Source organism: Sporofaciens musculi, from assembly GCF_009830285.1.
GTDB classification, from domain to species: domain Bacteria; phylum Bacillota; class Clostridia; order Lachnospirales; family Lachnospiraceae; genus Sporofaciens; species Sporofaciens musculi.
The window spans coordinates 5417627-5426837 of record NZ_WUQX01000001.1; the positions used below are offsets into that span (position 1 = coordinate 5417627).

The window sequence follows — 9211 nt, forward strand, 5'->3', positions numbered from 1 at the left end:
GATTACAGAAAGCGCCGGTCCATTGGATGGGCGCTTTCTTTTTCCACAGGAGGATTATATATCTTATGGATATCATACTTACTATCTCCCTCCTTGCTTCCAACCGCAGGGAATCTCTGGAACGCTGTCTGGATTCCTTAAAACCACTCCTTGTGAAGATTCCAAGTGAATTAATTATTGTATTTACCGGAACAGACAAAAAGGTTCTGGAAATTGCCCAAAAGTATACTCCTCAGATTATAACCTTTGAATGGTGCAATGATTTCTCTGCCGCCAGAAATATCGGTTTAGAGGCTGCGCAGGGGGAGTGGTTCCTGTACATTGATGACGACGAATGGTTTGATGATGTGGAACAGATCTGCCAGTTCTTCCTAAGCGGTGAGCATAAGCATTACCACAGCGCCCACTATATCCAGCGAAATTATCAGGATTGGTTTGGAACAAAATATTCTGACTTTTCCGCCTTCCGCATGGTACGCAGAATTCCTGAAGCCTGTTTTAGAGGGGCCATACACGAAGAATTAACTCCCGCAGAGAGCCATGTAAATATTTCCATACTTATGTCCATCATTACGGATATGCAGGAAATGGCGAAAACAGGGAGGGACAAAAAACAGCCAGGAATATACCCCTGCTCTTGAAAGCTATACAGAACAATCCAGGGCATGTCAAGAATTACATGCAGACCACTAAGGAGTTTGACCTGGCAGGGGACTGGAAAAAGGCGGAGGAATACTGCCAAAAGGGGCGTGCTGTATGCCGGAAGTTTGGTGATACATTTTCAGAGGGTGGCTTCAGGCTTATCTGTCCGGCTTGTTGTGCAAAAAGTCTGAAAAAGGAGAAGCGATTCTGGAGATAGAGTCTATGCTTAAGGCGGAGCATCCCAAGGAGTTGATTTCCCTTGTTTTATACCAGCAGTTGGTTCATCTGTGTGCAAATGGAGACGAACCAGAGAAAGCTGTCTGGTACGGCCGTAGATTTGAAGAACTGCTGGATTACATGGAGGAAAATCCCTGCCTCTGGGTACAGCAAGGTTATGGTGAGTTTTGCGAAGATTATATTAAAGCCCCCGACCACCTCTATGGATTAAGAATGGATTGTTCTGCCTCTGGGCTAAAGTTGAAGGACCAGAATACGGCGTTATTTTTTTGAAACGGCTGCCCTGGGAACAAGGGGATATCCTATGCCGCTATTATCCGCAGTTTGAGCGCTGGAAAGAGAACTACGCTTCTTCTTTTTGGGAAATATTTTCTAAGCTTTGGTCACACGAGTATATCTGTTCAGATACGGCTGGTTCCCAAGCAGCTAGACTGCAGAAAAGCAGAGAAGCAGACAATTCGCTCAAAGATGGACGTCCTGTTTCGGTTTATCTGCTATTCCAAAAAGCGCTGTATCTGATGGAAAATGATAAGCCCACAGAAGGAAAGGAGTTGTTTTCCCATTGTCTGGGTCATCCAGATTCATATGATACATATCTAAGGCAGTTATTCTTAAAAGAAGCCATTGGTCACCAGATAAATATGTCACTGTTGGCAAAGCAGATGGATTTAGCGGCATGGGACCGTTGCACGGACAAAGTCATACAGGAATTACCGTATACATTAAACAGCCGGATTCAGGCGTGTGAATTACATCTGGGAAAAGAATATCCGCTTTACAGCCTGTGTCTAAAAAAATATCGGTTAGAGCAGAAGTTATTTAAGGGCTTCCCTCTCTGGGAAGAACTGATACAAACACTAGAAGATTACTGTCTGTGCATTATGGAGTTTTACAAAGGCTTATACCGTGAGGAGATGTTTGAAGGGAAAAATATTTCCTGTCTGCCAAAGGAATGCCGTTTTGCAGCCACCGTTCTGGAAGCATTAGAGAAATTAGAGCAAATGCAGATGCCGGAGGCTGTTCGTCTGTTGAGTGATGCAATCCATGTCAAGACGGACATGTGGGGAGTGGTTACAGAGTTGTTCCGCCAGGCCGCCCGTCGGATGGATGACCCTGCCCTGCAGGCAGGAGACGAGTTCCTTAACCTTGCTGGCCAGATGAAGGAGACGCTTTATACTCTATTGGATGCAGGCCAGACGGCACAGGCTTCCCAGATTCTTAAGCAGGTCCTTCCGCTGATACCGGAGGAACTGGAATTAATCTGGATAGGCCAGGAATTAATAAGGAGGAGAAAGCTATGAATATACAGCTTACGATTTCCATGCTGGTATCGGACCGGATTGAGACCCTTGGGAAATGTCTTGCTTCGCTGAAACCACTTCTTAGGGAGCTGGACAGTGAATTGATTGTTGTCTTTACCGGTAAAAATGAAGAAACGCTGGAGCTTGTACGCCAGTATACGTCCCACATTATTCCCTTTACCTGGTGTGATGATTTTGCCAAAGCTCGAAATGCAGGGCTGAAGGAAGGGCGGGGAGAATGGTTTCTGTATATTGACGACGATGAGTGGTTTGAAGATACAACAGAAATTATCCAGTTTTTTAAGAGTGGGGAATATCGGCAGTATCAGTCTGCCTTTTATGTTGCACGAAATTATTTAGATTTTCAGGGGAAGCGTTATTCCGATGGAGGCGTGGGAAGGATGTGCCGTCTGACGCCGGAAACGGAGTTTGTGTTTCCAATCCATGAGAATCTCGTCCCACTTGGGGAGCCTTGCAAACATCTGTCAACATTTGTACATCATTACGGTTATGCAAGGAAGGAGTGTTTTGATGAGAAGGACACGAGGACCAGCCGTAACCTGCCTTTGCTTTTGGAAATGTACGAGAAAGACCCAGATTCTCCTCGATGCTGTATGCAGATTGCCCAGGAATACCGGAGTGTGAGCGAGTTTGGTCCAGCGGTTGAATACTGCAGGAGGGGGCTTGGGCTTGCCAGGAAGGAAAAACAGATTTATAACTATGAGCTATGGTTACAGGTCCATCTTCCATTATTGATTTTTTATACGGGTGATTTAAGGCTTGCCTTGGAGGAGGGGGAGCGTATCCTTAAGCATCCGCGGACACTGGAATCCGCCGCCCTTCATCTAAGTGTGACACTTGTGGCGGTATGCCGTGGGCTGAAAGAATATAAGAAGGGGCTGAAATACGTCAATCTCTATCATGAGAAGTTTTGTTATCTTCTGGAGCATAAGGAAAAGGCTGTGCTGCAGAGCGCTGCAGGGATTACGTTTGATATGGCCGCGAAGGAAATGATTCCGGTCTATATGGACGGGTTGTTTTTTCGTTAGAAGCAGAAGATTTCCAGATAGCAGGCCGGATTCTTTCCTGGCTTCCCTGGGAGGACAGGGAACAGCTCCTTCCTTATTATCCTCGGTTGGAGGAATGGAAAAAGAAGTATCAGGGGAAAAAGACAGCAATCTTGGAAGCGTATGCCAAGATGGATACAGAAAATCCTTATGTGCGTATACAGAAAGCACTTTATGCTGAGGGCCAGGGACATTTAAAAGAAACGGAAGAATTATGGAAAAACTGTACAAAGGACTGTCCGCCTGGTTTCCAGTGGGAATTGATAGAGATTGCCGTACGGAATCAATTTTTGCTGGAACCCATGTTGAAGCAAATGACACCGGAAGCCTGGAACGAGTATGCAAAGGCTGTGACGGACCATAAGAAATGGGTGGAAATGCAGCAGTTTTATCCGAAGATTATGCCTTTATTGGATGGATTCCCTTTTTATAGAAGGAGATTGGAACAGTGTTACCTTGAGAAGCTAATGACAAGGGAATTGTTGGAGGAAGTCAGACTAAGGGGCTTTTTGAAGGACTACTGTGAAAGCGTACTGGCTGATGCACAGGCAGTATATAAAGGGGAGGCTTTAGAGGCTCCAGAGACTTATGCCCTTCCGACCAGATACCGTTTCGCTTCAGCTCTCATAAATGCATTGAACCTTATAGATGCAGGGAAACTAATTGAGAGTTTTCCGTTTTTAAAGGAGTCCCTTAAAATCTATCCCAAGATGTCCGGAGCAGTTGGGCAGTTGCTTCGTTACTTGGAGGAAGAAATACAATCTCCGAAACAAGTCATAACAGAAGAATTTATGTTACTTGGAGAGCAAGTCAAACAAATCCTGCGTGGTCTAATAAATGGAGGACAATGGGACGAGGCTTATGGAGTCATGGAACAACTGCTGTCACTACTTCCAGATGACCTTGAAGTTTTGCAGATGAAACAGGAGATATTGCGGCAAGGGGCTAAAGCATAATGCGATAGCCCCTTGTTATTAATTATGCATGCAAATCTACAATATTTTCCGCCGCATCCAACTGGTCAAAACTAATCTGCTGATATCCTTTTAGATTTATCGCAGAATTCATTGGTTTCACAGAATCTAAAGTATAATTATAAATCACATGTGAATCCCATTTTATCCCTGAAAAATCCTTTTCAGTCTTATATGTATAAGGCGACAGTTGGTTACCCGTGTAATCCGCATATCGCTGTTCAGCGATATGCGCCTGCTTCATTAAATCTTCCTTTGCTTTGGCAAGCCGCTGTAATGCATCTTCTGTGCTTTGCGCGCCTTTTAAGCCTTGAAGGATATTTTCAGTATTGTCATGCAAATCAGTTAGTTGCTTCTTCGCTTCCTCCCCAAAAGCTTCCCCATACAGCTTAGAGGCATTATCAATGCGAAAATGGGAAATACCTATAACGGAACTCATCTGCCATGACATATCCGCATATTGATTTTTCATCCATTTCGACAAAGTTTCTGATTTGACATCATCTCCTTGAGATACGGCTTTGTCATATTCTGATTGCATATATTTGATCTGTTCTTCCATACAGGTCAGGTTATCTACCGCATTCCCAACTGCATTATAATAACGGTCCATCTCACTTGCGACTTTTATAGGGACTTCTGTTTCTCTGATAAAAGACATGAGAGGCCCATTACTCTTGCGGGTAAGCTCTGACATCTTTTGATGTAATTCCTGTTTCCATTCCCTTTCCTGAGAAACAGGTTTTTTGATAAAGCTGTTAAAAAATGAATGAAACGTATTTTTTCTAGCCGACTGCGTAAAAAGTAATCCTTGTGTGTTAATTTTCATAAGACACCTCTTTCCTTAAATTTTTATAGAGATTCTATTTTGCAGAAATGCCTTTTGCTCTTTTATTATAGCTGATTCCTACTGCAAGTATTTTACCTGAATATCGGGGTTCCTCGCCCAATTTGCCCCTAAAGCAAAGTGCATAATTTTTATTTTTTATTTGCTGTATTGCATCTTCGGGCGTGCTGTCTATTTTTAATTCAAGAATGATCGCATCAGCATGACGACGTTCCGGATAAAAAACAAAATCAACAAAACCCTTACCCGCTTTATCTTCACGTTCTACGCGGTATTTATCCCGTGCAGACAGATAAACCAGATTAACTACGGCTGATAATTCTGTCTCATTATTATATTCAAAAATAGGGGACTCCGTATTATGCACAAACTCCAATATCTCTGTCATTGTATCCGTGTCATGGCTAAGTGTAGCCCGCAGCATTCTTTCGGATTCCCTGGCTAAACGGTACACATAGCCAAGCCCCTCGTTTGACAGCAATAACTGATTAAATTGCTCCATTAGTTCCCTGTTTGGAATAAATACATCTCCATCCTCATAGGTGAGGAGTCCGTAAATGACCATCGCTGAATAAATCTGCGCCTTTGTGTTTAACTCTTTGGCTGTTGCAGCGTATTCCTGCATTTTTGCGTTCACACGTTCACCGGTAATCATTAGAATAAAATCTTCACGGATTTCTTCTACATTGTCTTTGATATAATAAAAAATCTCATCGTAGGGTCCCGAACTCGTCCAGTAATTTCTTAATTGATTATTTGTTAAAGCGCATACTATAGAACGAGGATTATATACCTGCCTGCCGCTTGCTGTATGATATCCATTATACCATAAACGTAAGTCTTTGCGGGAAATTTTCGGATTATTAATGTTTTGTTTGTAAATATTGTAAAGGTGATCGACCTCTGAATCCAAAAATCCAAAATATTCGCTGAAGCGTTCTGAGGTAGCAATATCGTATTCTAAAAACATGTTAAGTTCCGAACCGCTGGAATATTTTGCAATTGGAAGTACTCCGGTCATATAGGCAAATTCTACGTATACCTGACCTTTTAATAAATTTTTAAAAATTCCAGGTATTTTTCCTGCTCAGAAGGTGTAATAAAGGATTTATGGAAAATAGCATCCCATTCATCTATTATAAAAATGAATTTATCATTCGTGTGTTGAAAAATATTTAAAAGATTATCCCACACTGCGCCTTCTATATCAATAGCAATTTGTGGATAAGCCTCTGCCAAGTCGCGGTTAAGCCCATTCTGAAAACGGTTAATGTATGATGTATAGCTCTCACAGTCTCTTGGCATTCGGCTGAAATCAATGAAAAATATATTGTGCGTATTTAGGTGTGCTGTATATTTTTTATCCTTCAATATTGTCAGATTATGAAATAATTCTTCTGCGTCTGCTGCTTTGCATAAAAATGCTCCAACCATATTAGCCATAACGCTTTTTCCAAAACGTCTTGGTCTTGTAATACAGTAATATCGGTCTTCTGTGCCAAATGCAGGGATTAATTCACCTAGCAAGTCGGATTTATCTACAAAATATACTCCTGCTTTTGTTGCCTTGTATGCTTCAAAAGGTGCAGGACTATTTAAAAACATTCCCATATTTGAAAACCTCCTGGTTTTACACCTCATTTAAATGTATTAGTATATCTTATTGCCATCATATCATATTTATTTTTGTTTTTCTATGCATAAATAGAATTTGTTATACAGTTCCTTAACTGTAATATGTATTAAAGTGTACTTTTCTGGACAGTTCGCCGGCAGGTCCGGAGAGTATATTTTTTGCACTCCTGAAAGCTTCAATATTATAAAAAAATAATGAATAATTATGCAGGGAAAAGGATGTCCCTGACCAATTTCAAGGAGGAAAAACTATGAGAATCCAACATAATATTACAGCTTTAAATTCACACAGAAATTTAACTAACAATAATTCTTCTTTAACAAAGAATCTGGAGAAGCTGTCATCTGGTTACAGAATCAACCGCGCTGGTGACGACGCTGCCGGACTTGCTATTTCCGAGAAGATGCGTGCTCAGATCACTGGTCTGCAGACAGCTCAGAAGAACTCCGAAGACGGTGTTTCTCTTGTTCAGACGGCTGAAGGCGCTTTGACAGAGGTTCACTCCATGCTGAATCGTATGGTTGAGCTGGCTACTCAGTCTGCTAACGGAACTTATTCAAGCGCTAACCGTGCTGAGATGCAGAAAGAGGTCGTTGCTTTAAGAGAAGAAATAGACAGAATCAGCAACACTGCTAACTTTAATGGAACTACTTTATTCTCAAACCTTGGCGGCGATACAAAAGAAGTTGCTATTCATGCTGGTGAGACATCTAAGACTGATAATCAGATTAAGATTACACTTAAGTCAATGAGTGCAAGTTCTATGTCAGCTAAGATTGGTAATAAGACAGAAACTATCGATCTTACGACAGATGTAGATATCTCAAAAGCTAGTTTAGCAAAAGATTCCATTGATAAGATTAATACTGCTATTGACATTATTTCTTCTCTGCGTTCCGATTTCGGTGCATTGCAGAACCGTCTGGAGCACACCATCAACAACTTGGGTGTTCAGACAGAGAACTTATCCGCTGCTGAGTCCCGTATCCGTGACGTTGATATGGCTAAGGAAATGATGGCTTACACCAAGAACAACATTCTGGTTCAGGCTTCTCAGGCTATGCTTGCTCAGGCTAATCAGGTTCCACAGGGAGTTCTTCAGTTGTTACAGTAATTTCAATTTAATGATTACAGGAAAGCGCCGGTCCATTGGATGGGCGCTTTCTTTTTTCCACAGGAGGAATAGAACCAATATGTATATCGCACTTACTATATCTTTACTTGCATCAAATCGCACAGCTTCCTGGAACGATGCCTTGATTCCATAAAACCGCTTCTTGTAAAAATCCCATGCGAATTGATCATCGTACTGACAAACACAGATGCAGATGTAAAAAAAATTGCGGAAAATTATACGCCTCAGCTTATACCCTTTAAATGGTGCAATGATTTCTCTGCCGCCAGAAATATCGGCTTAAAATCCGCACAGGGGGAATGGTTCCTGTACATTGATGATGACGAATGGTTTGATGATGTAGACGAGATCTGCCAGTTCTTCCTGAGTGGTGAATACAGGCATTACAACAGCGCCCACTATATACAGCGCAATTATCAAAATTGGGAGGGCACAAAGTATTCTGATTTTTCTGCATTTCGGATGATAAAGAGAATTTCTGCAAGCCATTTTCAGGGAGAAATCCATGAAGAATTAACGCCTCGTATAGCTCCCTGCAAATATTTCCAGACCTTTGTACATCATTATGGTTATGTAACAGACAGCGCTAACTCACCAAAAGCTTTTCGGAATATACCTATGCTTTTGCAGTCCATTGAAAAACATCCAAAACAGGTTAAAAATTATATCCAGATTGCTAAGGAGTTTGGTTTGGAAGGAAACTGGAAAGCAGCCGAAAAATACTGCCGAATAGGGTTAGATATTTGCCAAAAATCTAAAGATTCATATTCAATGGGATGGCTTCAGGCATACCTGGCGTATCTGACAGGAAAAGCGCCGGGGAAAACTCCGGCAATCCAAGAGATTATAAATATTTTGAATGAGGAAAGTCCTTCTGAGCTCGTCAGGCTGATTCTGTACCAACAGCTTATCTATCTTTATTTCGAGGCACAGGAATCAGAACAGGTCGTCCGGTACGGATGGAAATTTGAAAATTTATTGGACGAAATGGACAGCCAAGCGTATCTCTGGAAAGAACAGAGTTACGGAGAATTCTGTGAAAATTATGTAAAAAATCCGGAACGCTTATTTGGAACAAGAGCGGCTTGCGTTGCCAGTGCATTGGAACTCCAAGAGCAAAAAGAGCGCCGCATACTTTCTCAAACGGTTTCCGTGGGATACAGAGGAGATTTTGGGCAGATATTATTCTGATTTTGAAAAATGGAAAACAAAATATGCTGCTCCTTACGTTCAAATTCTCTTTGAGATATTACAAGATATAATGATTAGCTTTAATATACCCGAAGTTTCCTGTATTTATAAATATCCGGATATACAAATTCCCATCTATCTTTTACTTTAAAATCGCTGGATTCTTTGAGCAAAGAAATAA

11 protein-coding genes are annotated in these 9211 nt (G+C 41.6%); 8 read left to right on the forward strand and 3 right to left on the reverse strand.

Annotation, left to right across the window (positions count from 1 at the left end; translation table 11 throughout):
* Window positions 1-65 precede the first annotated feature (65 nt).
* The 6 genes from GN277_RS27355 (at window position 66) to GN277_RS27380 (ending at window position 4203) form a co-directional block, all read left to right on the forward strand.
* Entirely contained in the window at window positions 66-641 is a 576-nt protein-coding gene (locus tag GN277_RS27355; RefSeq protein ID WP_159756194.1) for a glycosyltransferase, read from the forward strand.
* Entirely contained in the window at window positions 638-859 is a 222-nt protein-coding gene (locus GN277_RS27360; RefSeq protein WP_159756197.1) for a hypothetical protein, read from the forward strand. The genes GN277_RS27355 and GN277_RS27360 overlap by 4 nt, the downstream gene beginning before the upstream one ends.
* Before the next feature lie 5 nt (window positions 860-864).
* Window positions 865-1152 carry a hypothetical protein gene (locus GN277_RS27365; protein ID WP_159756200.1) on the forward strand — a complete coding sequence of 96 codons (288 nt, stop codon included), beginning with the start codon at window positions 865-867 and terminating at the stop codon, window positions 1150-1152.
* Window positions 1149-2180 carry a hypothetical protein gene (locus tag GN277_RS27370; RefSeq protein WP_159756203.1) on the forward strand — a complete coding sequence of 344 codons (1032 nt, stop codon included), beginning with the start codon at window positions 1149-1151 and terminating at the stop codon, window positions 2178-2180. The genes GN277_RS27365 and GN277_RS27370 overlap by 4 nt, the downstream gene beginning before the upstream one ends.
* Entirely contained in the window at window positions 2177-3229 is a 1053-nt protein-coding gene (locus GN277_RS27375; RefSeq protein WP_159756206.1) for a glycosyltransferase, read from the forward strand. The genes GN277_RS27370 and GN277_RS27375 overlap by 4 nt, the downstream gene beginning before the upstream one ends.
* 86 nt (window positions 3230-3315) lie before the next feature.
* Entirely contained in the window at window positions 3316-4203 is an 888-nt protein-coding gene (locus GN277_RS27380; protein WP_159756209.1) for a hypothetical protein, read from the forward strand.
* Between the two features lie 22 nt (window positions 4204-4225).
* On the opposite strand, the gene GN277_RS27385 is transcribed toward GN277_RS27380, so the two are convergent.
* The 3 genes from GN277_RS27385 to GN277_RS31265 all read right to left on the reverse strand — a co-directional run bounded on the left by GN277_RS27385 (window position 4226) and on the right by GN277_RS31265 (window position 6679).
* Window positions 4226-4783, reverse strand: a complete 558-nt coding sequence (locus GN277_RS27385) for a hypothetical protein (RefSeq protein ID WP_159756212.1) — start codon at window positions 4781-4783, stop codon at window positions 4226-4228.
* 301 nt (window positions 4784-5084) lie between these two features.
* On the reverse strand, window positions 5085-6089 hold the full coding sequence (locus GN277_RS32625) for a PD-(D/E)XK nuclease domain-containing protein (protein WP_456300600.1): 1005 nt from the start codon (window positions 6087-6089) through the stop codon (window positions 5085-5087).
* Between the two features lie 29 nt (window positions 6090-6118).
* On the reverse strand, window positions 6119-6679 hold the full coding sequence (locus tag GN277_RS31265) for an AAA family ATPase (protein WP_456300601.1): 561 nt from the start codon (window positions 6677-6679) through the stop codon (window positions 6119-6121).
* Window positions 6680-6954: 275 nt separating this feature from the next.
* Here GN277_RS31265 and GN277_RS27395 point away from each other — a divergent pair, with 275 nt between their 5' ends.
* Window positions 6955-7818, forward strand: coding sequence for a flagellin N-terminal helical domain-containing protein (locus tag GN277_RS27395; protein WP_159748874.1), 864 nt, complete (start codon window positions 6955-6957; stop codon window positions 7816-7818).
* Window positions 7819-7947: 129 nt separating this feature from the next.
* A complete protein-coding gene (locus tag GN277_RS27400) occupies window positions 7948-9030 on the forward strand; it encodes a glycosyltransferase (RefSeq protein ID WP_280178662.1) in 1083 nt (360 codons plus the stop codon).
* Window positions 9031-9211 lie beyond the last annotated feature (181 nt).

Excerpts from the sequence above, each read along its gene's own strand:
- GN277_RS27395 (WP_159748874.1), top strand. The coding sequence starts at position 6,955 with ATGAGAATCCAACATAATATTACAGCTTTAAATTCACACAGAAATTTA.
- GN277_RS27375 (WP_159756206.1), top strand. The coding sequence starts at position 2,177 with ATGAATATACAGCTTACGATTTCCATGCTGGTATCGGACCGGATTGAG.
- GN277_RS27355 (WP_159756194.1), top strand. The coding sequence starts at position 66 with ATGGATATCATACTTACTATCTCCCTCCTTGCTTCCAACCGCAGGGAA.
- GN277_RS27365 (WP_159756200.1), top strand. The coding sequence starts at position 865 with ATGCTTAAGGCGGAGCATCCCAAGGAGTTGATTTCCCTTGTTTTATAC.
- GN277_RS32625 (WP_456300600.1), bottom strand. The coding sequence starts at position 6,089 with ATGACCGGAGTACTTCCAATTGCAAAATATTCCAGCGGTTCGGAACTT.
- GN277_RS27385 (WP_159756212.1), bottom strand. The coding sequence starts at position 4,783 with ATGGAAGAACAGATCAAATATATGCAATCAGAATATGACAAAGCCGTA.
- GN277_RS31265 (WP_456300601.1), bottom strand. The coding sequence starts at position 6,679 with ATGGGAATGTTTTTAAATAGTCCTGCACCTTTTGAAGCATACAAGGCA.